The sequence below is a fragment of the Vibrio navarrensis genome (genome assembly GCF_015767675.1).
In the GTDB taxonomy this organism is placed as follows: domain Bacteria; phylum Pseudomonadota; class Gammaproteobacteria; order Enterobacterales; family Vibrionaceae; genus Vibrio.
Genome location: NZ_CP065218.1, coordinates 1363160 through 1386488, shown reverse-complemented (window position 1 = coordinate 1386488; position 23329 = coordinate 1363160). Strand labels below are relative to the sequence as shown.

Genomic DNA, 23329 nt, shown 5'->3' with positions numbered 1-23329 from the left:
GAAAGCAAAACAAATGAAAATAATTTTTATTTATCAGAGAGAATTGAGCGAACAAGAGAAGACATTGGTAAAGAAGAACACTTGCCCACCGATGGCAGGCAAGTTTTGTCGGGCACTAAAGCACAGTGACCAAATGCTCTTGAGCTGTTGCTAGCTCAGGCGTATCTATCTCTAGCCAGTGACCGACTCTTTTCCATGAATCCAGTGGCTGACCATTGAGCTGCACTGCTTGCACTTCTTTACTATCCAGCGCCCACAGAATGCGCATCGATCTCTTTTCGGGTGCGCCAGTGTAATCGCCTTGCGTGCGAATGTGCAGTTGCACTTGTTTAGGTTGTACTTTGACCGACAGCTCTGTACGACGAATCTCGCCCGTTAGGTACGCTTGACTTACGCCATCGTCTTCAAACAGGGTAAAGCTTGCGTCTTGCTGGCCAAAAATTTTCACCCCTAACTGAGTCGGTACTTGGCTGGAAACTCCGTGCTCTTTGGGCGCAAAAGGAATAATCGCCCCTTCTGCCGCCAACAACGGCAAACGGTATTGCCCTTGCTGATAGAGCGCAAAAGATTTGCTTTCACCAGACGACAACCCCAAATCCTCACCAGTGCGATAATCAAACCAGTGCGCTTTGGGCAAATAGAGCGCAGTCTCTTTTGCGCCAAGCTTCGCAACCGCGCTACTCAATAGTGACTCGCCCACCATTTTTTCTGCCGTGGCGTTAGCGGAGTTTTCATCGTTCGGGAACTGATACGCCGCACTGGAAAAGACCGCTTCTCCGTATTGATGCGCACGATGCGCCAGTGAATAGAGGTATGGGATCAACTCATAACGCAGTTCAATGTTGTCGCGGTTACTGGCGAGATCGCCCACTCTGTCTGGGGCCGTTTCCTTGCAATTACACAAGTTTTCGGTGTGAGGACGAACAGGCACGTCGAACATTGAGCTGTAAGCAAACCATTGGGTATAGGTTTCATTCAATACGTGCGGGACCTCATCTGGTGCAACACCCAAGCCGCCGCGGTGAAAACCACCGATATCCGAACCGTAATAATCCATTCCTGAGAGCATCATATTGGTCTGCTGACCTGCATGTACGGCAAGGCTGGTTAGGTTAGAGCCAATGTCCGCTGACCACATCACCGCACCGAATTTCTGCATCCCCGGTGCGCCGGAGCGTGACATCATAAAAGGTCGTTGGGTATTGTGGCCCTGCTGATAGCCAAGGTAGATGCTTTTGAGCCAGTCGTAGTTATAGAGGTTGTGAATATCGTCGTGTGATTTGTCTTGATAGTACACCCCCTTGCTGTTGTACATCTCCGGCTCACCAAGATCGGTCCAGTGGCCGATGATGCCCATGTCGATTAGAGGTTGTCTCTTCCATTCGTGCCAAAATTGCCCCGCCTCTGGATTGCTCCAGTCGATCATGCCGCCTTTGCCCCACCAGTGACCGCCCCCTGTTGGATTGGTATTGATCGCTTTGCCCGTAGCCGGATCCTTCGCCAAAAAGCTTCTGGCTTCCATCTGCTGATGCTCTTCTCGGCCCGAGCTCACGTAGCTCTCTTCAATCAGCATCATGCCCACGCCCTGCTGTTTCAGTTCAGCAATTTTTTGTTTTGGCTGCGGGAAGTTTTCCTCATCCCAACGCAGTGTGCCCATATGGCTGTTCTCATCATGGCTTTGCACATTACCAAACCATTGCAAATCCATCACCACGCCATCAATGGGAAACTGGTTGGTATGGAGCGTCGCGATCTTGTCATCCATCTCCTGCCAGTTATCAAAACCGTATTCAGAGAGCCATAAACCAAACATTTTCCGCGGCGGTACCAACGGCTTACCAACCAGTAACATGTATTGCTCACGCAGCGTTTTTTGCTCATCCGCCACCATCAACAGCAAGTCACGCTCACCTTTAACTGGTTTGATGGTCACGGTTTCTTGGGAGAAATCCCAACGTGTGTTGTAAATATTGTTGAGATACAAAGCAAAGTCGCTCTGCTTACTGCTCGCGGCGTACAAAATCGGGAACTGAGTATTGCCCGTTGCTCCACCGTTAAAACCGCTCATTTGATTACCAGACTGACGCACACGCCCATTCCAGCGCCCATCAATCACTCCGGGCTGCTGAAACTCTTGTCCTAATCCTTGATAGCCATAATCATTGACTGTGCGCAGAGAAATTTGGTTATCGCCATTCGGGCAGAGTTCATTAACCGCGTCGCCATTGCTTTTACTGACTTTCACACACAACGTCCTGCCGTCCACCTCAGCTTTCAGTTTCGCTGTTGTCACGCCATCTTCACTGACATGAAATGTGGACGGCTGCATTAGCGCCTTGAAATCGGCCAGCTCGTTGGTTTGTACTTGTGTTTGGCCAAAACGAATTCTCAGCACATCATCGGCCAACACAGAAATATGAACCGATTCTGCTGCAACCAACGCCTTGTCTTGTAGGGATGGATAGACGATCGCCACCTGCTCCGTCGTAAGATATTGATTTAACGCGTGCTTAAACTCCCCCTCAGAATAAAATGTTTGATTAAACAGGGGACGTAAATGACGAGTGAGTTTTAGCTCTGGGTACGCTTTATTGAGGCGAAATACATCGGCAGCAGAGAGTTGATAACTTGGCATGCCTTGCAAGTAAAAGTCGCGACTTTGCTGGCTGGTATCCGCGCACGCCGCCAACAGGCACAGACTGATCAGCTTGATCGGCATTAATCTTGTTTTCACGATAAATATCCATTGAGATGTTATTTTATCGCTAGTATATAAAGCCGCGTCTCGAAGCAGAAATAGCTTCAACCGTACATGATATAGAAAACATCTATATCAAAACGCTCATTCACGGTAAGAATGCCGCAGCTTCTTACCCGGGAAAAGAAAGAGACAACAAAAAGTGTGATGACGATAATAATCTTGGTGAAACAAGAAGATGTATAGGTAAGAGGAAATAAATTTAGTTAAGAAGAGAAGAAACTTAAGAGAGAATGGAGGCGCGTCCCGGAGTCGAACCGAGGTCCACGGATTTGCAATCCGCTGCATAGCCACTCTGCCAACGCGCCTTTGATATTGAATTCAACGCATTAGGATTGCCCTAACCCGCTTGGTGGTTACTTTACGGATTGAGCAGAGAGAGTCAAACAAAATCAGCAACAATCCGTTTGTTTGCTGTAATTTACGCCAAAGCGATGCTCTTTTGCCCTCATTGCGCTTTTATCCACCGCTTGATTTTTTAGCTCATTTGAACCATTATTATCAGACCATATGAACCAAAAAAGGAAATGGTATGAGTGCAAGCGCTTTTCAAACTTTTAAACCCCAAGCCAACTACCAAGGCGGTTTTTGGTTTGACATCGGTATTGAAAGCAGTGAAATGGCGAAAAATGAGTCAGTACATCAAGGTTTTACCCCGGATATTTATCGCAATATTGTGCAAAGAGCCCAGCTGTCTCAAAGTGAGTTTCATGCTATTACCCATATTCCACTCAGCACCATCAAACGCAGACTGGCCAAGCAAGAGCGATTTAGCACCCAAGAGAGTGACGTTATGTACCGTTTGGCAATGCTGGTCAAACTGGCAAGCGATCTGTTCGAGAGTGAAGAACGTGCCCTTGAATGGATGCGTGAGTCTGTTTACGGCTTAGGCGGCAAACGCCCTCTGGATATGGTGGCAACAACGGTGGATTTTGAGCAAGTAAAGGATCTTATCGGGCGAGTGCAACATGGTGTTTTTACCTGATGAAACTCTATCGTTTAACGCAAAAACGTTTTGCAGACAGCCCGTTTGACCCCATTGGAGCCAAGTTATTTGGCGGACGCTGGAACTCAAAAGGAACCGAAGCCCTCTATTTTGCCGAATCGGAATCGCTGTGCTGCTTAGAAGTCTTTGTTCACCTAAATCAGAGCCCCGACATCCGCCATCAGTATGATCTCTATCGCATCGAACTGCCCGATGAACTAATTGCCACCCTTGCGACAGAAGACTTGCCAAGCAACTGGCGCGCCATTCCCCCATCTGAATCCACGCAGATTATTGGCGACCAGTTTCTCCGTGTTGCCGAGCCGCAATTTGCTGCGCTGCAAGTTCCTTCGGCCATTTCTCCGCGCGATAAAAATTATGTGATTAACCCCAACCATCCATCTATGCATGATATATTTTCACAGGCAGAGAAATTAGAGTTTTCCTTCGATGAGCGAATATTTAAATAGCGTTGAATCGAATAGAAAATCAATGGAGCAACTATGCACACGGCAGCGATGAATCTATCCAAATCGACAAAGAGTCTGATGGCTACGTTAAAGCGGGTCGCTATTATCTCAGCATTAGCGGCCGTGAAGCCTTTGACGTTCATGTGAGTGCCAGCACTCGTTGAGGGCATAATTCCGCGAGTTGTTGTTTAACAAGCAAAAAATTAGCCAATCACAATGAGGTGATTGGCTGTATATACTTGTGAACAATATCGGTTCACTAACAACGTCAGTTGGCTAGGTGACCCTCGGCTTAAAAGGGTCATTCTATTTAATGCAGTTAGTGTGCCAACTTTGAAATACTCGCTTACCCAATGTTTATGAACATTTTTTATGCAAATGCAGACAAACTAAGCTCATATATTCAGCACTAGAGTGTTAATGACATTGCAAATTGCAAAAAATAATTTCCATTTTGCACTTTTAGACCAATTTATATGCAATCACATAAAAATTTTCCAACCCAGGATAGATTTCTGCGATCACCTCTTTTAATACAGGCAGTGTCATATTTTCTTGGCTAGCATGGTGTTCATTCAGTTCAGACAGCGAAATCGGCTCGACCGAAAGAATCTCAATACGACAAAACAGTCTATCATCCTCAAAAGTTGCCACGCCAACTTGGCTACCGGGAACGTAATGACTCTCCGCTTCGTCTCTAATCGTGATGGTCTTCTTCCCTGATAAGATGTCGCTTTCAAAGCGTTCAAAGAACGTAATTTTATTGGGTGTGTTCATGGGTTACCTCCAAGTGGCATTGTACTCTAATTATGAACCTACTTATGCAAAGTAAACCGATTGGCTTATCCATTGGTACTTGCTATCTTTAGGCAAATCACATAGGCGTGCGCCATCAACCCGGCAGAGTATCAAGATGAATTTTTGCATAAATTCAGCGTGTATTGCCCTCATGCTCCTGAGCTTTCAACCACTGGCTTCTCCCGAGCGAGGATGGACATTCGATTCTGCCGACAATGGTATTACCATCCATTTCCGAGAACAAACTGATGGCTTGGTTGAGGTAAAAGCGCAGATGTTCACCCCAACGACATATGGTGGCTTTCTTCGGCTACTGCAAAATACCGCTAAAGTCCCAGAGTGGGTGGATAACGTAAGCGACAGCGTGGTGGTCAAGCAGATAAGCCCAAGCGAGAATATTGTCTATACGCAGTTCTCCGCACCTTGGCCAGCTAAAGATCGGGATATGCTCACTTACTCAAAGTTTCGTATTGATGCCGAAGGGTTTCGATTAGAAATTAGCGATGCGCCGCAAGCCATCTTGCCACCACAAGCTGACTATATTCGTATCACGTCCGTTCACGCAATTTGGCAACTGAAAAAATTAACCGATGGCAATACGCATATTGAATACACGGTTTTTGCTGATCCTGGCGGCGCACTCCCCAATTGGCTGATCAATAAACTCGCCAAAGAGAGCGCACGCACCACTTTCGAGAATCTCAGAGATCAGCTAGCGCACTTTCAAACAGACGAACACCCCGAGATTAATGAGTGATGTTAAGTTGATTACCATAAGCGCTCATACGGCAAATAGATCAGGTTTGTTATCGCCAGAGCTAAAATCACGCCAAAGGTCAACATCATTCCTCTGACGCGCCAAGGTAGCGTGTCAGATAGAATCGCTCGGGCATGGACAATCCGCCCGATCACAAACAAAGCGCCAAGCGCATGAATCCATACCAACTGCGCGCCATTATACTCAGCCAATGCCATCAAAATTAGCGTGATTGGAATGTATTCCACCGCGTTGCTTTGGGCACTCCGTGCAATAATGAGTGCTGGGTGGCCCCCATCGGCATATTTGATCTGTTCCGCTTTGCGCTGAGCAATCACTTTGGTCGATAACCAAATCATGATGAGTGACAAAATCGCGGCGTAAAGTGCAGTTACCATGCAATATTTCCTTATGTGGTTTAGCACTTCCACCGATTGAAAGCGCCAAACCATTCTTAAGCAGATTCGGCATAAAAATCAACACCGATTCGATAACAGTTTAACGTTACGCACCACTTGCGCCTAACTAAACAGGCCATGAACAAAAGCTTCAATATCGCTGCGCCGAGTGTTGGGATTGAGAAAAACGGCCTTCTCGCCGGGCAGAAATAGACAATGCCCCTGCTCGTCGTAATCGGTTCTCGCCATCGATGTAATCCAGTTGGTTTTCAGTTCACGCGTTTGGCGTGAGAGAAAGTGATTGCGATGGAAGGTTGCGCTGGAAACAATGTTTTCCATATACGCCTTTCGCTTGATCAGCCGACGTTCGCGATAAAACTGGTTTTGAGCACTCTCTTTTACCTGTGGATTGTAAAGACGAAACGTGACACACGGCCCTTGGTTCTCCCCCGATACGACATAGCAATTCGGCCATTGTGACAACAAACAGCGCATATAATTGGCATTTTGTAGCCCATGTGCCACCAGTGTTTGGTAACCTTCAAACCCCATACTTGCTAAGGCGGAATAGGCGGAAAATACGCCCACCGCACTGCGCGAGCACTCGATGGTCGCCTGTAGATGAGTGTTATCTTGCTGTTGAGGCTCAAAATAAGAGAAGTAGTTGGGATCTTGTTTCAAAAACTCCATATCTTGGCGTTTTTTAACCAACAATAAGCTCGACGTGTAAGGCACATAGCCCCATTTTTGAAAATCAATGCTAATCGAATCAGCGAATCGCAATCCGTTAATCAATGACGCATGGCCTTCGATGCCATCCAAGGTTGCAGAATTGATGCCGAGTGGATTCTGTGCGAAATCGTAATCACGGAAAAAAAGCAGGCTCCAACCCACTGCCGCGTCGACATGAATGTGAGGTCGATAAGACAGCGCATATTGACGACAGATCCGCTCACGAGTCAAATAGACTTCTGCCACATCATCAATGGCAAACGTATCTGTTGTACCAAAGGTGAGTAAAATCGTCGGGACTGCCTTCCCTTCCTGTAAACATTTGTCCAGTTGCTTGGCCAAATCCTGGACATCGATTTGGTTATTTTCCCGCAAACGCACTCGAATCAATTGCTCTTCAATGTTAACGCCAAGCAAGGAGAGATTGGTCATATTTGAGTAGTGTCCCGCTTGGGAGTTGATAAACGCAAATTGCTTGTCACGAAATCCACGCATGACTGAGTCCGGGAAGCATTTACGCAGCCCAAGTAAATAACCATAAAGATTGCAAAACGTTCCGCCTTGAGTAAACAAACCGGTAGCTTCTGCCGTATCGTAACCGACCAAATTGGCCATTTGCCGGACGACCACTTTTTCCAGTTCGGTCGCGTTACCAGCGTACTCACTGTAAACCAAGTTAGGATTAGCAATCGTTGCCAACATCGCTCCGTGAATCGCGGGATCACAAGGAGTGGAAATGACGTTTTCCACTGAAGCAGGATCATCCCAATTTTTGGTCGTTGCCGCCGCGTAAAGTGCTAGCGGATCAAAACGAACCAAGGGGTTCACCTGCTGAGGGATCACACTCTCACTACTGAGTCGTTGGCGTAAAGCCAAGTTGTAAGGCGTGAGCAAGTTCTTTTTACTGTTAACCAGCTCTTTGATTTCTTTAATTTTATATAAAGGCCAAAGGTTGGGATCGCGGGCAAAAAACTGCCTTAATACACTTTGGTGCCGTTCTGCAAAACGGGCAGACAGACGATTATGTTTTTCGTCCAACCAAGAATGGGACATGACTTTATGCATCGCTTTTTCCTCACTTTGAAAGCGTTAAACGGGCCAAACGGCCCGCTCCTTTATTGCAGCTTAAAGTTGGAAACCAGCTTATCGAGTTCATGGTTGGAGTCGGCTAACAGCTCTGTGGCATTGACCGTCTGGCGCCCACTGGCGACCAAAGTATCGACGATGTCGCGGATCGCCAGCATATTGCGGCTTAACTCGGCAGCGACCGTGCTCTGTTCTTCCGTCGCCGAGGCAATTTGCGTGCTGACATCGTCGATTTCTTTGACCGAATTGCTCATCACATTCAAGCTATTTGAGACTTCTGAGGTTTTATCAGCCGTGGACTGACACTGTTCTTTGGTCTTTTCCATCGAATCCACAACACTACTTGTGCCATCAAGCAGTTTCGCCAACATATCTGAAATTTCCGTGGTACTGTTTTGTGTCCTTGCCGCAAGAGCGCGCACTTCATCCGCCACCACCGCAAACCCACGACCTTGTTCCCCAGCACGAGCCGCTTCAATCGCCGCATTCAGTGCTAGCAAATTGGTTTGCTCGGATATTTCGCCGATCACGTTCAACACATCACTAATCTTGTTGGCGTCTTTATTCATGCTGACAATGTGTCTAGACATGTCTTCCACATCGCTGACCAAAGCACTCACCGTCTGCACCGCGTTGTTGACAATCACCAGAGACTGCTCCGCCTCTTTGCTCGCACCATCGGTGATGCGGTTAGACTGAATGACGTTTTCCGCCACCGAACGGGCACTTTCACTCATCTCGGTAATCGCCGTTACCACTTGGTCCGTTTCCGCTGAGTGGGTGAGCAAAATTTTCTCGTTATCTTTCGCCGTTTGGTTCAACTGAATAATGCTGGAAGAAATCGTCTGACTTGCCGCTGAGACTTGCAGCATCATTGACTGCAAACTTTGTACAAAACGGTTGAAGCCTTCACCAATCTGGGCGAGATCATCGCTTCCCTCAACCGCAAGCCGGGCGGTTAAATCTCCAGAACCTTTTGACAAGTCAAGCACCGCTTTTTTAAGTTTCAACAATGGCTTATACGCTTGCTCTAAGGTAAAGATAATCACTATTGCGCTAACTAACAGTAGAATGATTCCAGTCACGAGCGCTTCGCTCTGCGCTTCTCTTACCCCCGCTAACGCGGTGTCTTGATCGACAAACACCATCAGCGTCCAGTATTTATCCGTCGTCAAATTGACTCGTTGAAAGTAACCATCAAACTCGATTCCAAGATAGGGAAACTGCAGGTGCCCACGACTTTGTGAATAAAATGCGCGCTCCATTTCCGCAAAAGCTGGGCTTACTTGTGAAGGTGTTCTGCCTATATCAGTCGGATCGTCACTGGCAAAGAAGACGGCATTTTGATCGGTCAGCGTGGCAGCACCGCCCGCAAAACGCATGTTGCTTACCATGGCGATAATGTCAGCCAGTGGAATATCACCAAGCAAAACGCCTTGGAAAACCCCTTTGTCATACAAAGGCATCACCGCGCTGATCACTTTTTCGCCCGTGACTTTATCGGTATAGATTTCCGTCAATCGTACTTGGTTGCCGCTTTTCGCCAGTGAGTACCAGTCGCGACTAACAAAGTCTTGCTGTCCTGTCGTTACACCATTTCCCTGAGGTAATGACATGTATGAGCGGCCATCATCATAAGCGATGACGACATTGGAAATGCCAACACTCTCTGCAAGTAGCCGAGCTTGATTGACATTTTGCTCATCACTCAAACTTTTCTTGAAGTGCTTTGCGCCCATTTCTATCGCGCGTAGTTTAGTTTTGACCGCCTGTTGCAGTTCGTCCACGTGGTAATTGAGCTTGTTTTGTGTTTCGCTAACAAGCGAAGAAACCATTTTTTCTTTAAGAGAAAAGATATTGAGTGTACCGAGCACAGCCAAAGAGACCGCAACCAGTAGCGCAACACTCACATAAATTCGAGATTTAAAACCTAAATTCATAGCGCCCCCCTGCTGAGTAGTCAGCAAAGAAAAAGTGAAATTCGGGCGTGATCGGTTTAAAAAAGAACGCATCATACGACGCAAATTATGCCAAAAACACACCCAGCCAACGCTATAAAGATAGTTATAGATAATGACAATATGAAAATTATTTTATAAAAATTTAATGCATATTTTTGTCTTCTCAGCTCTAAGACAAGTCTATCCCTTGCCAAAGCGCTCCCAAGCCACTGACAAAACAGAGCAAGAGTGCGACATAGCGGATCTTTTCTTTTGCCAATGAGTGAGTACTCCATAGAGCAAGTCGATAGCCAAGCCATGCTGCGGGTATTAGCGGTAAGGTAATCTTCAAGTGATAAAGAGTAAAAAATCCCGCAGGGATCTGAATCATGAGCGAGATAAGCGAGCTAAACACGAAGAAAGCGGACAAATTACCACGTAGTTGGTTGGCCTCTTGATGTTGAAGGAGCAAAGCCATTGGCGGCCCTCCGATGCCAGAACTGGTACCAAACAACCCTGAAAAGAATCCAGCAACGCTCATTCGCAGCGGTGTTGGCTCTACTCGATAGGGCAGTAAGCTCACCGCGACTGCAAACAACACTAATAAGCCAATCCACAAAGCAAGTACATCGGTGGAAACCAAAACCAATAGAAAACCGCCAGCAATCGACCCGGGAACACGACCAATTAGCGCCATTTTCAGCCCGCCAATTTCAACACTGCTTTTGTGTTTTAGCGCATTGAGGATGGAAATAAACAGCGCAACTAAACAGATTGGGGCAGGAACGTATTCGGGAGCAATAATGATAAGCAGCGGCGCAGAAACAATAGCAAGACCAAAGCCAATTGCGGTCTGCACAAATGATCCGACGAAGATCAACAATACCGCCAACAACATCACTTGATCCGGCATAACGATTCCTGTTTGAAATGAGATTTTTTATCGCTTGTAATGTACACACATCCTCGGCTGAGCTCAAGAGAGGCATATCCCTGGGCACTTTGTATTACAAGAGCAAACTGACCTAACGAGGATTTGCCACGCATTCTATCGCTTAGGTATATACTTAGCGCAAGTGAGTCATTAGAAGGGATTCGTTATGCAGAAAAGGAATGGTCAATCGCTTTGGCGCTTTGCGTTTTTTCTCGCCGTTCTATGGCCATTTTTTAGCTCTGCAAATAACGAGACCATAACACGTTCTCTTAAGATATGCGGCGATGGCGTTGACTGGCCACCTTACACTTACCTTATGGGTGGCAAGGCGGCAGGGTATGACGCAGACATGGTTGAAGCACTTTTTGTCCCACTGGGCATCAAATACAAAATTGAACTGACCTCATGGACTCGCTGCCTTAAAGCGACCAAAGAAGGCACCGTTGACATCGCTTTAAGCGCTTCGTACAACGCCATTCGAGCCCGATATTATCACTACACACACGCTTATTATGCTATTACTCCCATGTATATTTTCGCCCCGCAAAACCACGCCAAAGAACCGGAGATTATCCAAGCTAAAGACATCGACAAATTTCAGACCTGTGGCATCTATGGGTACAGCTATTCCACTTTCGGCATTGATACCGGTCTCATTAAGCAGGTCGATGTATCACTGTATAAAGCATTACAAGCGCTACAACAAAAAGATTGTGACTTGGTGCTGATCTGGAAAGAAGTTTTGGCGGGCTTTAAAACTGTCTGGGGTATAGATTATCTCAACGATCGCTTTCAAACGCGCGAAGTACCCGGAGTAACGCCTACCCCTATGCACTTTTTGGTTTCTAAGAAGCTTTCCGATGGAGAGATGATCAGAGACTTAATCAATAGACGACTGCATGAGCTTGAGACGCACGGAAAACTTGAACAACTGCGCCAAAAGCATCGTTTCTAGTTTTTCCTAACGCTGAACAACGCCACACCTCCCAAAATAATGGCACGCACTTCCATTGCTTACCAGTGCATAACACTGCCCTATAAGATATCAGTCAAAACATATGACTAGATAAATTTATCCTCATAAAATTTGCCCCAGATCATTCAAACCTCAAGTCGCTCTCGTGCTACAGAGCACTTTTCTGTACATTTCCCAACATAAACTGCAACACTTCCTTTCAATTTTTCATTATTTCGTGGAGATTTCTATGTTGGAACTCTTAATAGGTACTATGGTGACCATCGCCGTCGGTTACTTTATCGTAAAAGGTTACCGAGCATCTGGCGTCCTTTTGACAGCCGGTATTTTGCTACTGATCCTCACTGGCATTTTGGGCCACAAAGTACTCCCCGGCAAAATCGCCTCAACGGGGAACATGCTGACCGACGCTCTGGAATACGTTAAGTTCATGCTGCAAAATCGCGGTGGCGGCTTGGGCATGCAAATCATGCTGCTGTGTGGGTTCGCGTCTTACATGACGCATATTGGCGCAAACAACGTCGTGGTGAAACAGTTTTCCAAACCACTTTCTGTGATCAAATCCCCTTACGTTCTTTTGGTTGCCGCCTATATTGTCGCGTGTTTGATGTCACTCGCGGTAAGTTCCGCAACGGGTCTGGGTGTGTTACTGATGGCGACCCTTTTCCCGATGATGACCGCGATGGGTATTTCTCGCCCTGCCGCGGCCGCCGTTTGTGCCTCGCCTGCCGCTATCATTCTTTCTCCAACCTCAGGCGACGTGGTGATCGCAGCGGAAAAATCGGGATTGGCACTGGACGTCTTTGCCGTCCAAACGGTTCTGCCAGTCTCAATCTGCGCCATCATTGTCATGGCTATCGCCACTTTCTTCTGGAACAAATATCTGGACAAGAAAGACAACACGCCAATGGAAAAAATTGATGTGTCAGATATTCAAGCTGACGCGCCTGCGTTTTATGCACTGCTGCCTTTCTTGCCGATCATTGGTGTATTCCTGTTTAACGGTCGCACCATTGAAGGACTTGAGTTGGACATCTACACCATCGTGGTACTGTCCATTTTCATCGGTGCTTTGATCCATTACGTGGTCAACAAGTTTGATGGCAAGAAAGCGCTAGAAGATATGGACGCGTGTTACGACGGCATGGCTGACGCGTTTAAAGGTGTGGTGATGCTTTTGGTCGCCGCTGGGGTCTTCGCCCAAGGTTTGATGTCCATCGGAGCGATTGACAATCTGCTCCATCTCGCTGAAACCGCAGGTGCAGGTGGCATTGCGCTGATGTTTATCCTCACCGCATTGACCGTCGCCGCCGCCGTTGCTACTGGCTCTGGCAATGCCCCTTTCTATGCATTCGTAGAATTGGCACCATCATTAGCGGCGAAAATGGGCATCAATCCAGCATTCTTGATCATCCCAATGCTTCAAGCCTCTAACTTGGGACGTACCATTTCACCAGTGTCTGGTGTCGTTGTAGCCACTTCTGGCATGGCGCATCTGAGCCCATTTGAAGTAGTAAAACGCACCTCTGTGCCTGTCTTAGCCGGCCTTATCACCGTGATTATCGGAACCATGGTTCTCGTGCCAATGAGTGCTTAGTGCTCAGTGCAAAAGATCAATAAAAACGCCAGCTTGAATGCTGGCGTTCTTTTATCTGACTAATTACCCTGTTAAACCACTGATGGTCTTCCTGGCGCTTTAGTTCTTTTCTGACGGTAACTAAACCACAGATAAGTAGTAACGATAGAGAAGAACAGATAGGAGAGCGAAAAAATAAATGGCGAGCTGATGATGTCTTGCGATATACCCCAGCTTACCCCAGCAACCGTCACAACAATTTTCGACAGCATGCCACACAAAAGCAAAAAGACCGCCAAATGCGGGAAGCGCGAGCTTCTAAAGGAGAACCAGTAGCAACTACCCACCGCTAAAGACGCAATGTACAGACCCAATAAGAAAGAGTGAATGTGATCAGCTGAAGCGTAACCGGCAGTCAAAGAAAACAACAAAATTAGGAAAATCTTCATAAACACCTCGCTATAAACAGCTTGAAAAGCATCCTTTCATATTTGAAATCTCAGTTTTCCTTATATTTTGCCAAAGCAAACTGAGAGATCAAGAGGGGAATTCTGAGCAAAGTGTGTACAAAAGTTACTTGCAGCGTTTGATTTTACAAGCAGTTAACAAGATGATTTTGCAAAATCCTTTCCCTCTCTTGCTCGGCATAAAAGTCGCGATTTTTGCAAAGTTTTGTTACTTATATTTAACATTGGAAATTATTTTTCTTTTTTCTCTACATGTGAAGTAAGTTCCATATTAATTGAAATAGAGCACTCACGCCTTGCAGTAAAGGCCCCTTCTCTCATGCGCTTACCGATCGAAAACATTTTTTCATCATTAACACAAACCTTGTAACAACATTTTTTTAACTTATAAAAATAATTTTATCTGTCAGCCTGAAAAGGGATTCCAATCACATTTGGATTGGTTATAATCCGCGCTCCTTGCGCGATGAGTTGAAAAACGCAAACTTATTTTTAACTTAAGCACCCTTTCATTTGTCCCCTCTTAGCGTTAGCTCGGAGGCAACACAGAGAACAAACATGAGCAAGATGGATAAAGCTAAGCGTATTCTGCTAGCGGGATTCTGTATCAACCTTTGTCTCGGCATCCTCTATGCCTGGAGCGTCTTCAACAAAGCCCTAGTGACCGATTTTGGTTGGAGCGCAGCAGACGCGTCTTCACCTTATGCCATTGCAACCATCACCTTCTCTGTTTGTCTTTTGGTTGCTGGCATTCTGCAAGATCGCATGGGCCCACGTAAGATACTGATTTTAGGTACGACTTTGACCGGCCTTGGCATGATTGCCTCCGGTTTTGCCTCTTCCGTTTTGATGCTCAACATCACCTTTGGCATCATTACTGGTGCGGGTATCGGTTTTGGCTATGCGTGCCTATCTCCATCGGCGATGAAATGGTTCCATGCATCGAAGAAAGGTCTGGTGAATGGCCTTATCGCGGCCGGTTTCGGTCTGGCGGCGATTTATCTAGCGCCACTGACTTCTTACCTGATTGGCCAGCTCGGTATTCACACCAGCTTTATGATTTTGGGTGCTGGCGTCTTGGCTATCGCGGTACCGCTTGCCTGTACCATCAACAACCCACCAAGCGGTTATGTGCCTGAAGAACCCAAAGTAAAGCAAGGCCAAGCGCCAAAAACAGTGAAAACAGCGGCCAATATCAGTTGGAAAGGTATGCTTAAAACGCCACAGTTTTACGCTCTTTGGATCATGTATGCATTTGCGGCGTCTGTCGGTTTGATGATCATCGGTAACATCACCAATATCGCCAGCGTGCAAGCAAATCTGCCGAATGCCGTTTACCTTGCTTCGATTCTGGCGATTTTCAACTCAGGTGGTCGAGTGGCTGCGGGGATCTTATCCGACAAAATTGGTGGTGTTCGCACCTTATTACTGGCGTTTGTGCTTCAAGGCATCAATATGGTGCTCTTCGCTACGTTCGACTCAGAGCTGACGCTAATCATCGGCACAGCCATTGCTGCGGTAGGTTATGGCACTTTACTTGCGGTGTTCCCTTCTATCACGGCTGAATATTATGGCCTGAAAAACTACGGCACTAACTATGGCGTGCTTTACACCTCGTGGGGCATTGGTGGCGCTATTGGCGCAGCGGTTGTCGGCTACTCAATGACTCATGGCGGCGGTTATGGCTTGGCTTACACTATTTCTTCCGTGATGATGGCCGTGTGTATTGTTTTGGCTTTCATTACCAAGCCAGTGAGCGAAGCAAAAGCGGCTGAGTTACAGGCCAGCGCATAATTGCGCATTGATTGAATGCAGAAAAGGCTTACCCTATGAGGTAAGCCTTTTTTATTTAAATGACTTATGGACAGCAGCATCGAACTTGCCCCAGATTACTATCTGGGAAACTTTTGTAAATTGACTCACCACGCCATTCACTGGTATTCCGATTTACTCACTAAAGAGGAGTTAGATTGGCATACGCGATTTGAGCAACTCAGCAAACCCGCTCAATGTCTACTTGTTCGTCTATACAGTCGCAAAGGCTGTTGGTTTCGTAGCGATAAACTGAACTACGCAGAAATTCCCGATATTGCGCAAGCTTTAGATGAACTAAACCAAGCCACATTGATCGAGTTAAACCCCAAAGTTAGCCATCAAGAACTGGCCGCCCACTTATTGACCAAACCGGAACTGCTCACTCTCTACCCTGCACTTCCACGAGCTTTGAGTAAACAAGCACTCGTGGAAAAGCTGGAAGAAGGTGAGTTTCATGCGTTTAACTTACTGAGTTTTTCAGTCATTAAGCTCAATGCCGCCCAGATGATCGATGTCTTGCTTACGCTTTTCTTCGCCAACTCCCATCAAGATCTGACCCAATTTGTGCTGGATGATTTGGGATTGCATCAATTTGAACAGTATCAGCTCAGTGAGCAGAGACGTTTCTTCGAACATCGAGAGCAAATCGATCGCTTAATCGAGCTCAGCCAACTCGCCAATCTCTACGGGCAGAGCGATCGTAAACGGAAGGCCAATCTGGATTTGTTGCTGGCAGCACTACCAGAACCTGTTCAACATCACTACGTAGAACGAAAACGGCAACACTTACTCAACGACATTGCCCGGGATTATGAGCGCTTGGGTGAACTTGATCTCGCGTTGTCACTGTTTAAGCAATCCTTATTACCACCAAGCAGAGAACGCCAGGCTAGGATTTACGACAAGCAAGAACAGAATGAGGCCTTTAGTGACATTGTCACCAAGATGCTAGAGCAGCCCATTGATATCTCTGAGCTAGAAATTGCTGAAAAGTTAATGCAGCGAGTAAAACGTAAACAAGGTTTAAAAATCGCTAGGAAGGTGAAACCTACGTTTCAAGAACATCGCCTTGAACTGAATCTATCCCAGCAGCGGGTAGAATTGGCGGTCAAAAGTTATTTTGAAGATCAAGGTTGGACGGTGTTTTACATGGAAAATGCTCTGCTTAACGGTCTGCTCGGTTTGACACTGTGGCCTGCGATTTTCGCCCCGATTGAGGGCGCATTTATCAACCCCTATCAACATCGCCCGCTGGATCTCTACCACGCTGATTTTGTCAGCAAGCGCCAAGTTCTGATTGATAAGGCGCTCGAACAGATAAAAAATGGCGATTTTTCGGCTCTTTTTACCACTTATGAGCACAAAGTGGGTATCGCTAATCCACTAGTCAACTGGAGTGTGTTCAGTCACGAGCTTCTACAACAGGCAACAAAGAGCCTTCCAGCAGCGATGCTGTACGAGCTTTTTTGCATTCAACTGAGTGACCTAAAACTGTATCGCAATGGCATGCCCGACTTAGTGGCATTTAAAGATGGGCGGTTCGAGTGGATCGAAGTCAAAGGGCCTGGGGATAAACTGCAAGACAATCAGTGGCGATGGATAAACGAGTTTCAACGTTTAAACGTGCCCTTTTCTGTTTGCTATGTGAATCAATAAAAGAAGCCCTGCTCAATTGGCAGAGCTTCTGTTGTTTTTAAAGCTGTCTCACCACCCGGAATCCGGAAAAGTTAGCGGCTGAGGAAGGAGCGATAAACAATTGAGATTCGGCTTTGGCTTTTTCTGGAGAGAAGCTCCACGCTCCGCCTTTTAAGAGTCCTTTCGTATCGGACGTCCATTCCCAAACGTTGCCAATCACATCGTAAAGACCAAAAGCGTTTGGCGCGAAGCTTTTCACTGGTGACGAGCTATTGTTAGACCAAGGCGTACCGCCCCAGCCAGTATTCGCTTGACCAACCCCAAATGCTTCCCCCCACCAGTACGCTTTTTCTGAACCTCCACGAGCCGCGATTTCCCATTCATCTTCGCTCGGTAAGCGGTAGAAATAGCCCGTTTTATCTGACAACCAATTGACATACGCTTGGGCGTCATTTTGGCTCACACACACCACCGGAGAGTTGTCCTGCTGACTAAAACCAGGGTCGCGCCAATATTTATTGGCGACAGGAGTAATCGCCGCTTGCTCAATTCGCGTGCAGACTTTTTGTAACTCCGCATCGGTCTGGTAATTGGTTTGGTCTACAAAAGCGCGAAATTGCGCCACCGTGACTGGCGTTGTGCTAATCGAGAAACCCCGTGAGAGTTTGACTTGTTTGCCTGCTCGCTCACCGATCATATAAGTGCCTTGTGTCACCACCACCATCTCAGGTGCAGCCGAGTGCTTACCGATATTATCCGCAAAGGTTTCTCCCGGCTTCGCCACGTTTTGCTTTGCTACTAACTCAGCGCGCAACGTTTGATCGCCATTAATCACCACCAACTGTTCAAAAGCAACATAGCCCTCTTTCTCGATTTGAATATGATGCTGACCAACAGGCAGCATCACTTCAGCTGGCGTCGAACCGTAACGCACACCATCGATGATCAATCGATCATCGTATTGATTTGAGCGAATCACCACTGAATGCCAGGCGGTTTCCTTGATTTTTTCCGGCTCAGACGCTTGGCTGGGCGCAAAACAGTATTTGGAGTCAATATCGAGCAGTTTACACGGCGCATTTTCTGCTGGTCTGGCGTTTAACGTTACTTTAAGCACCGAACTATATTGGTTTTCACCAAGGAACTCCGCTTTCGACACCTGCTGTTGCAACACATGAATATTCAACGTGGCTTGCGCTTGATTCTGTTTGGCCAACTTAGATTCCGTTGTTCCTTCAAGTAGCGCACTTTGATACTGTCTGACCGCTTTTTGCAGCGCTAATGTGTTGGTTTGCTTAGCACATTGTTCTAGCGTCATATCGGTTTTACAACTGTTGACGTAAGCCACCGTCTGCTCGCCTTTTTGGCTGATTTCACTGCGAATGGTTGCCACACGAGCGCGCTGGCGATCTTCTTTCAAATTGGCAATTTTTTGCTCGATAGCGAGTTTTTCCGCTTTAAGTGCTTGTAGCTCGGCGGTAAAGGTCTCTTCCTGCTGCTGAGACTCCAATCGCTGCTGCTGGTTCTGTTTCACCTTGGCCCAAGCGGCTTGATACGCATTTTGCGACGGTGCCAGATCAAAATCTGGTTCATCACTAATACGTGCGTAATCTTTGGCAAGTTGCGCTTTCGCATTTTGCAAGCGTGAGCTCAGCTCTTTTCCCTGCGCTTCGAGTCGACTCGTTTGTTCTTGCTGATTATTCAGCTCATTTTGCTTAGAAAATATCTTCTTTTCTGCTTCATTAAGCAGCGTGTTTTGTGAGAACAGCGCATCTTCAACGGCAATAACAGAAACGGTTTCTTCTTGAGCCATTGCAGGAGTGCCAGAGACCATGGGCATGATCGCCAGAGTCAGTGCAGATAAAACTAAACGCATGATAAATACTTCAATAAGACCACAACAAAACGCCATTCCACCAGAAACAGCCGTGCAACGAAAAAAGCAAAAGCAGGGGTTAACCCTGCTTGTCTTCTACCAGCTTAACCCAAACCGTATCGGTTCCACCAATATAGATTTCGCGGTTATAGGTTTGATACCCCGGCTTCGAGACCGTGAAGCGATGTTTACCTTTAGGCAGCAATAACTCGACAGGGGTACTGCCGTAGCTTACCCCATTGATGGTCACCGCATCATTGTACTGATCAGAGCGAACCGTCACCGTTACCCAGTCTTTCTTCTCTTGTTTTGTAGAAGTGTGACTACTACTATTTGACAAACAGTAACGACTCGACACTGCCAATAACTGGCAAGCAGCGGATGGATCTGGCTTGGCCTGTAACTGCGCCTGAATGTGCGTGGTGTAAGCACCGTTGCCGGAAAAGCCACTTTCTATTGTTTGACTTTCCTGCACATGAATATTCAGTTGTACACCTTGTAGGTTCTGCTTGGCTAACGCTGACTCAGTTAAGCGGTCTAAAAGTTTGTCTTTAAACGTGTTTACCGCTTTCTGCTTAGTCAGATACTTACTTTGGCCGATACACTCACCAATCGTCATGGTTGAAGAACAGGTTGCTGTGTAGCGTGTTTCCAGCACTGAGCTTTCACGCAATTCGGCTTCCAGACGTTTAACGCGGGCTTCAACTCTGGCTTCCTGTAAATTGGTGTATTCGCTATTTAAGCGAGCAAGTTTTTGCTTTTGTTGAGAAAGGCGTGATTCGCTCTCAACAATGTTCTGCTCACTTTTCAACTTCTCAGATTGGTTCTGTTTCACCGCTTCCCAAGATTCTTGATATTTCTTTTGGAAAGAGACCAAATCTGTATCAGGATCTTCAAGCAGGCGAGCATACTGTTTGTCTAGGGCCGCTTTGGCGCGATTGCGCTTCGCTTCTAGCTCTTCCCCTTCTCTTTGAATGCGAACATTGTCATTCTTCAGCCCCTTTAGTTGGCTGCTCTCGACAACGTATTGCTCTTCAAGAGCTTTGATTTCCTGCTGTTTGATATCCAGTTTTTCATCAACCGCTGAAACAGGATCGGCCTGAATCACATCTTCTGCCATCGCCGAAGATGTCCAGGAAAAACTTAGCGCAAGCAAAAGCGCTGGGATTGGACGTTTGATCATAGTTCCCTGCTCAAATAACGTTACATTCTGTACGCACAAAACGAGGAGATGACCCCTCGTTAAACTAAAACCCCCCAACTCGTACACAGACCCGCATCTGCATGGAGAAGAGATCCAGGCGACCTAATTTTTTATTTGAAACGGTCATCTGAAAAATCATTGTATATCAATCCTGTTGAGAATATTGTTTCCAAAGTCCTAACTGAATCACACTTTTGAGCTAATTGCATAATTTTCGCCCATTTTTCTCTACGAGTTCGACACACTAAGGGCGTACCCACTTGTTTACAATAAGAAAACAAGTGAATAGTAAATAAGTTAACTTGCTCGAACTTAGGTAAAAAAGTCTCATAGGTACAGGGATTTGACCACAATTTTTATCCCAGTCGATGACTAAAATGAAACTGGTTAACCCCTGCTGTTGAGCTGATTATTAAAATCCAATATGTCTTCTGTTTTGTCAATCCATCCCTCAGCGTGATGTGAGTATCCACGGCGTTTAATTTGTTGTCAGGCGCGGCATCTGCTTTAATTGTGGTTATGTCATTTTTCCAGAATAAACAAATGAAATTACGGACATTTTTCCTACTATTTTTGACCACCCTGTTTGCAGGTTGTGCAACTTATGTTGGCATTAACTATAACCAGTTATTTGGTAAAGCCGAGGTCAGAGAGCGCATCGCTCCAAACGCCTCAGTACCAGCCGATTTTTTCCTTCAGCAAGTCAAACCGATCTTGGATAATCGCTGCGTCGTTTGTCACGCCTGCTACGATGCCCCTTGTCAGCTAAAACTTTCTTCTGTTGAGGGCATCGATAGAGGGGCTAGCAAGGCACTGGTTTATCAAGGAACTCGATTAACTGCCTCGGCGCCGACTCGCTTATTTGAGGATGCCGAAACCACGCAGCAGTGGCGCGAAGCCAGCTTCCATCCAGTATTGAATGAACGTGAGCAAACGGGCGTCGCCAACCTTGAAGCAGGCTTGGTCGCCCGTCTATTGCAGCAAAAAGAACGCCACCCTTTGCCGCAGCAAGACCAGTTAACCGGGTTTGATTTTTCGATTGATCGAGAACAAACCTGCCCGACAATCGAAGAATACGCTCAGTACGAAAAAGATCACCCCACTTGGGGGATGCCCTTTGGCATGCCAAACCTGTCGGCAGATGAGTACCAGACTTTGATGGCATGGCTTGAGAATGGCGCCATCATGAACGAACCACTCCCTCTTAGCAACGCGCACGCTGGCGAGATCTCGCGCTATGAGCAGTTGCTCAACCAACATTCACCTAAAAACCAACTCGCTGCACGATACATTTACGAACACCTGTTTCTCTCGCACCTCTATTTCTCTGAGCTTGAGGGCGCACCACGTTTCTTTACCTTAGTGCGTTCATCCACCCCTCCCGGAGAGCCTGTGAAACGCATCGCAACACGACGTCCATACGACGATCCTGGCGTAGAGCGCGTCTACTATCGCATCATCCCAGAGCAAGGGGCGATTGTGGACAAAACCCACATGCCATTTGCTTTAAACAGCAAGCGAATTTCAGACTGGAAAGCGTGGTTTATTGACGCCGATTACCACGTCGCACAGTTGCCTAGCTATGATCCCGATGTGGCCGCCAATCCCATGACCGCCTTTATCGATCTGCCGGTAAAATCGCGCTTTAAGTTCATGTTAGACAACGCGCAAAATACCATTATGGCCTACATCAAAGGCCCAGTCTGCCGTGGTCAGTTAGCCCTGAATGTCATCAATGACCGCTTTTGGGTATTCTTCCTTGATCCTGATAAAGCGGACATGCCACAAGTCAATGAGTTCTATCACTCGCAGGCAGACAATCTAAAACTACCCGCAGAGCTGGAAAGCAATGCGCTTCCCGTAACAAACTGGGTCAAGTACTCGGTGCAGCAAGCTCGTTATTTAGAAGCAAAATCGGAGTTCATCAATCATTGGTTCAAAAATGGCACTCACTTGACCACCGAGATCATTTGGGACGGCAATGGAGAAAACGCCAACGCTGCTTTAACGGTGTTTCGCCATTTCGACAGTGCATCCGTGGTACAGGGATTAGTCGGTGAAAAACCGAAAACGGCTTGGGTGCTCGATTACGCGCTGCTGGAGCGCATCCACTACCTTTTAGTCGCAGGGTTCGATGTGTATGGCAACTTCGGTCACCAACTGATGACTCGAATGTTTATGGACTTCTTGCGTTTGGAAGGCGAAAGCAACTTTATTGCTTTGTTACCTGCACAGATGCGTCATGTTGAGCACTCAAGTTGGTATCAACAACAAAGCCCACAACTGAGTGATTTCCTACAACGCAACATCACGCCTTTTAACCAACCGACGAGCGTGGTCTACCATACCGACGATCCTAAGTCCGAACTGTACGATATTTTGCGCAATCAAGTGAGTGCGGTACTCAATGACCGCTATGAGATCGTCGATACTGGGCTTAGCAAGAGTCACGAAGCTTTACTGAACTCGCTCAATCAGGTCAAAGGCGAAGCGCTAGGGCCAGTTGCACAAATCAGTATGTTGATGGTGACATCGCACTCAGGCAAAGAGCAACTGTTTACCTTGCTGAAAAATAACGCTCACGTGAACATCTCTAGCTTATTTAGCGAAGATAAAAACCGTGATCCTGCGAATGACGATCTCACTATCGTGCGTGGCGTGCTAGGCAGTTACCCAGCAGCATTTTTTGTTATCAATGAAGCACAAGTCGTCGATTTCGTTCAATCATTGAAATCGATACGCAGCGAAGAAGATTACCTTAAGTTATTGGATAAATTCGCTATTCGCCGTAGTTCGACGCAATTTTGGCCGACCAGTGACAAAGTGCATCAATGGTATCGTAACGATCAACCGATCGAATTTGGTTTACTCGACTATAATCGTTTTGAAAACCGATGAAGCAATCGAGTCAGGGAGGTTCCC

The 23329-nt window shown here is 46.7% G+C and carries 18 protein-coding genes and 1 tRNA gene; 9 read left to right on the top strand and 10 right to left on the bottom strand.

What is annotated here, in order from left to right; all coding sequences use genetic code 11:
* Positions 1 to 115: 115 nt before the first annotated feature.
* Entirely contained in the window at positions 116 to 2734 is a 2619-nt protein-coding gene (locus I3X05_RS22845) for a TIM-barrel domain-containing protein (protein WP_319024017.1), read from the bottom strand.
* Between the two features lie 258 nt (positions 2735 to 2992).
* Positions 2993 to 3066, bottom strand: a tRNA-Cys gene (locus I3X05_RS22840).
* Between the two features lie 224 nt (positions 3067 to 3290).
* On the opposite strand from I3X05_RS22840, the gene parS reads away from it, so the two are divergent.
* Genes parS through I3X05_RS22825 form a run of 3 tightly spaced genes read left to right on the top strand, consistent with a single transcriptional unit; the run spans position 3291 to position 4377 of the window.
* A complete protein-coding gene (gene parS, locus I3X05_RS22835; protein WP_045570865.1) occupies positions 3291 to 3743 on the top strand; it encodes a type II RES/Xre toxin-antitoxin system antitoxin in 453 nt (150 codons plus the stop codon).
* Complete coding sequence (locus I3X05_RS22830) at positions 3743 to 4213, top strand: RES family NAD+ phosphorylase (RefSeq protein WP_045570864.1); 471 nt, start codon at positions 3743 to 3745, stop codon at positions 4211 to 4213. Before parS ends, I3X05_RS22830 begins: the two co-directional genes overlap by 1 nt.
* A 2-nt stretch (positions 4214 to 4215) precedes the next feature.
* Complete coding sequence (locus I3X05_RS22825; protein ID WP_171816733.1) at positions 4216 to 4377, top strand: hypothetical protein; 162 nt, start codon at positions 4216 to 4218, stop codon at positions 4375 to 4377.
* Between the two features lie 298 nt (positions 4378 to 4675).
* On the opposite strand, the gene yqfB is transcribed toward I3X05_RS22825, so the two are convergent.
* On the bottom strand, positions 4676 to 4990 hold the full coding sequence (gene yqfB, locus I3X05_RS22820; RefSeq protein ID WP_045570863.1) for a N(4)-acetylcytidine aminohydrolase: 315 nt from the start codon (positions 4988 to 4990) through the stop codon (positions 4676 to 4678).
* A 172-nt stretch (positions 4991 to 5162) separates the two neighbouring features.
* On the opposite strand from yqfB, the gene I3X05_RS22815 reads away from it, so the two are divergent.
* A complete protein-coding gene (locus I3X05_RS22815) occupies positions 5163 to 5768 on the top strand; it encodes an START domain-containing protein (RefSeq protein WP_226978012.1) in 606 nt (201 codons plus the stop codon).
* Positions 5769 to 5779: 11 nt separating this feature from the next.
* Here the strand turns inward: I3X05_RS22815 and I3X05_RS22810 are convergent, their stop codons facing one another.
* From I3X05_RS22810 to I3X05_RS22795, 4 genes are all read right to left on the bottom strand, one after another.
* Entirely contained in the window at positions 5780 to 6166 is a 387-nt protein-coding gene (locus tag I3X05_RS22810; RefSeq protein WP_193166909.1) for an MAPEG family protein, read from the bottom strand.
* Positions 6167 to 6289: 123 nt separating this feature from the next.
* Positions 6290 to 7963 (bottom strand): pyridoxal phosphate-dependent decarboxylase family protein, encoded by a 1674-nt coding sequence (locus I3X05_RS22805; RefSeq protein ID WP_193166908.1) that lies wholly within the window; start codon positions 7961 to 7963, stop codon positions 6290 to 6292.
* 50 nt (positions 7964 to 8013) lie between these two features.
* Positions 8014 to 9924, bottom strand: a complete 1911-nt coding sequence (locus I3X05_RS22800; protein ID WP_045570859.1) for a methyl-accepting chemotaxis protein — start codon at positions 9922 to 9924, stop codon at positions 8014 to 8016.
* A 190-nt stretch (positions 9925 to 10114) separates the two neighbouring features.
* On the bottom strand, positions 10115 to 10837 hold the full coding sequence (locus I3X05_RS22795; protein WP_045570858.1) for a sulfite exporter TauE/SafE family protein: 723 nt from the start codon (positions 10835 to 10837) through the stop codon (positions 10115 to 10117).
* A 187-nt stretch (positions 10838 to 11024) separates the two neighbouring features.
* Between I3X05_RS22795 and I3X05_RS22790 the strand changes: the two genes are divergently transcribed.
* Complete coding sequence (locus tag I3X05_RS22790) at positions 11025 to 11813, top strand: substrate-binding periplasmic protein (protein WP_045570857.1); 789 nt, start codon at positions 11025 to 11027, stop codon at positions 11811 to 11813.
* 250 nt (positions 11814 to 12063) lie between these two features.
* Positions 12064 to 13431: an anaerobic C4-dicarboxylate transporter DcuC gene (gene dcuC, locus I3X05_RS22785; RefSeq protein ID WP_193185662.1), complete on the top strand. Its 1368-nt coding sequence runs from the start codon at positions 12064 to 12066 to the stop codon at positions 13429 to 13431.
* Between the two features lie 71 nt (positions 13432 to 13502).
* Here dcuC and I3X05_RS22780 read toward each other — a convergent pair whose 3' ends face one another.
* Positions 13503 to 13859, bottom strand: coding sequence for a hypothetical protein (locus I3X05_RS22780; RefSeq protein ID WP_045570855.1), 357 nt, complete (start codon positions 13857 to 13859; stop codon positions 13503 to 13505).
* A gap of 576 nt (positions 13860 to 14435) precedes the next feature.
* Between I3X05_RS22780 and I3X05_RS22775 the strand changes: the two genes are divergently transcribed.
* A complete protein-coding gene (locus I3X05_RS22775) occupies positions 14436 to 15671 on the top strand; it encodes an L-lactate MFS transporter (protein ID WP_045570854.1) in 1236 nt (411 codons plus the stop codon).
* A gap of 66 nt (positions 15672 to 15737) precedes the next feature.
* Positions 15738 to 17348 carry a VRR-NUC domain-containing protein gene (locus tag I3X05_RS22770; protein WP_337971298.1) on the top strand — a complete coding sequence of 537 codons (1611 nt, stop codon included), beginning with the start codon at positions 15738 to 15740 and terminating at the stop codon, positions 17346 to 17348.
* A 37-nt stretch (positions 17349 to 17385) separates the two neighbouring features.
* On the opposite strand, the gene I3X05_RS22765 is transcribed toward I3X05_RS22770, so the two are convergent.
* Together I3X05_RS22765 and I3X05_RS22760 are read right to left on the bottom strand one after the other, a co-directional pair.
* Positions 17386 to 19203: a formylglycine-generating enzyme family protein gene (locus I3X05_RS22765; protein ID WP_337971297.1), complete on the bottom strand. Its 1818-nt coding sequence runs from the start codon at positions 19201 to 19203 to the stop codon at positions 17386 to 17388.
* Positions 19204 to 19282: 79 nt separating this feature from the next.
* A complete protein-coding gene (locus I3X05_RS22760; RefSeq protein ID WP_045569998.1) occupies positions 19283 to 20386 on the bottom strand; it encodes a PEGA domain-containing protein in 1104 nt (367 codons plus the stop codon).
* A 564-nt stretch (positions 20387 to 20950) separates the two neighbouring features.
* On the opposite strand from I3X05_RS22760, the gene I3X05_RS22755 reads away from it, so the two are divergent.
* Complete coding sequence (locus tag I3X05_RS22755) at positions 20951 to 23305, top strand: fatty acid cis/trans isomerase (protein ID WP_337971296.1); 2355 nt, start codon at positions 20951 to 20953, stop codon at positions 23303 to 23305.
* Positions 23306 to 23329 lie beyond the last annotated feature (24 nt).

What these genes read in the sequence shown, in the direction of transcription:
- parS (WP_045570865.1), top strand. Translation starts at nt 3,291, where the DNA reads ATGAGTGCAAGCGCTTTTCAAACTTTTAAACCCCAAGCCAACTACCAA.
- I3X05_RS22830 (WP_045570864.1), top strand. Translation starts at nt 3,743, where the DNA reads ATGAAACTCTATCGTTTAACGCAAAAACGTTTTGCAGACAGCCCGTTT.
- yqfB (WP_045570863.1), bottom strand. Translation starts at nt 4,990, where the DNA reads ATGAACACACCCAATAAAATTACGTTCTTTGAACGCTTTGAAAGCGAC.
- I3X05_RS22815 (WP_226978012.1), top strand. Translation starts at nt 5,163, where the DNA reads ATGCTCCTGAGCTTTCAACCACTGGCTTCTCCCGAGCGAGGATGGACA.
- I3X05_RS22810 (WP_193166909.1), bottom strand. Translation starts at nt 6,166, where the DNA reads ATGGTAACTGCACTTTACGCCGCGATTTTGTCACTCATCATGATTTGG.
- I3X05_RS22805 (WP_193166908.1), bottom strand. Translation starts at nt 7,963, where the DNA reads ATGCATAAAGTCATGTCCCATTCTTGGTTGGACGAAAAACATAATCGT.
- I3X05_RS22800 (WP_045570859.1), bottom strand. Translation starts at nt 9,924, where the DNA reads ATGAATTTAGGTTTTAAATCTCGAATTTATGTGAGTGTTGCGCTACTG.
- I3X05_RS22795 (WP_045570858.1), bottom strand. Translation starts at nt 10,837, where the DNA reads ATGCCGGATCAAGTGATGTTGTTGGCGGTATTGTTGATCTTCGTCGGA.
- I3X05_RS22790 (WP_045570857.1), top strand. Translation starts at nt 11,025, where the DNA reads ATGCAGAAAAGGAATGGTCAATCGCTTTGGCGCTTTGCGTTTTTTCTC.
- dcuC (WP_193185662.1), top strand. Translation starts at nt 12,064, where the DNA reads ATGTTGGAACTCTTAATAGGTACTATGGTGACCATCGCCGTCGGTTAC.
- I3X05_RS22780 (WP_045570855.1), bottom strand. Translation starts at nt 13,859, where the DNA reads ATGAAGATTTTCCTAATTTTGTTGTTTTCTTTGACTGCCGGTTACGCT.
- I3X05_RS22775 (WP_045570854.1), top strand. Translation starts at nt 14,436, where the DNA reads ATGAGCAAGATGGATAAAGCTAAGCGTATTCTGCTAGCGGGATTCTGT.
- I3X05_RS22770 (WP_337971298.1), top strand. Translation starts at nt 15,738, where the DNA reads ATGGACAGCAGCATCGAACTTGCCCCAGATTACTATCTGGGAAACTTT.
- I3X05_RS22765 (WP_337971297.1), bottom strand. Translation starts at nt 19,203, where the DNA reads ATGCGTTTAGTTTTATCTGCACTGACTCTGGCGATCATGCCCATGGTC.
- I3X05_RS22760 (WP_045569998.1), bottom strand. Translation starts at nt 20,386, where the DNA reads ATGATCAAACGTCCAATCCCAGCGCTTTTGCTTGCGCTAAGTTTTTCC.
- I3X05_RS22755 (WP_337971296.1), top strand. Translation starts at nt 20,951, where the DNA reads ATGAAATTACGGACATTTTTCCTACTATTTTTGACCACCCTGTTTGCA.